1 protein-coding gene is annotated in these 1,068 nt (G+C 75.9%); it reads right to left on the reverse strand.

The window, feature by feature from the left end:
• On the reverse strand, positions 1–856 hold an 856-nt coding region (locus SSBG_RS27095; protein ID WP_037870745.1), incomplete at its 3' end, for an ROK family transcriptional regulator.
• Positions 857–1,068: the final 212 nt, after the last annotated feature.

Raw genomic sequence — 1,068 nt, forward strand, 5'->3', positions numbered from 1 at the left:
CGTCCCGGGCGAGCGCGAAGACCTCCGTCACGGCCCGCTCGTCGAGGGGGTGCAACGGGCGGCCTGTCGTGGAGAGCAGCGTCTCCGGCGTCTCCTCCTGCCCCAGCAGGTGCAGCGCGCCGATCTCCCCGGCGGCCCCGCCGAACCCCCGGTGCAGCCGGCCGCCGATGAGCGAGCCCGCGCCCGGGCTCAGCCCCGCGAGCACCACGACGACGTCGTCGCTGCCGCGCGCGGCGCCCTGCCAGTGCTCCGCGAGCGCGGCGGCGTTCGCGTCGTTCTCGACCAGCACGGGGCAGCGGAAGGACCGGCGCAGCCGCTCCCCGAGCCGGAGACCCGTCCACTCCGGCAACGCGGTCCCCAGCCGGATCGTGCCGTCCGCCTCGACGATGCCCGGACTCCCCACCCCCACCGCGCGCAGCGAGTCGCGCCCCACGCCCGTGTGCCGCAGCAGTTCGCCGACGGTCAGGCGCAGGCGCTCGATCCGGTCGTCGGCGCCCGCCGACTCCTCCACCTCGCGTGCCGCCGAGCCGAGTTCGCGGCCCTCCAGGTCCGAGACGGTCGCGGCGACGCGGTGCGGGCCGATCTCCAGGCCCAGCAGGTGCCCCGCTTCGGCGCGGAAGCGGTAGAGGCGGGCCGGACGGCCCTGCTTGCGCGTCCCGGCGTCGGCGGCCGTCTCCACGACGAGCCCGGCGGCGGCGAGATCGTCCACCGCGCCCTCGACGGTGGGGCGCGAGAGCCCGGTCAGGCGCGCGACCTCGGTGAGCGTACGGGGCTGCCCGCCGCGCAGCGTGTCGAGGACCACGGCGGAGTTGATCCGCCGCAGCAAAGAGGGATCACCACCGGTCAGCCGCCCCACGTCACGTCCTTCCAGCTCGCACCCTGTGTGGCCGGATCGTACAAGGCCGCGCGCCGCTCCGGGACGGGGGAGGCGGGGACCGTACGGGGCTTGTGACCTGGGAGAGGAGAAGGTCCGTACCAGGCGAGGCAAGGTACGGACCATTGCGGCGTCCCTTGTCCGAAACCACCTGCCCGGCTGGCGCGGAACCGCCCCCGCCCGGTCCGTCCCCC

The organism is Streptomyces sp. SPB074 (genome assembly GCF_000154905.1).
GTDB lineage: Bacteria > Actinomycetota > Actinomycetes > Streptomycetales > Streptomycetaceae > Streptomyces.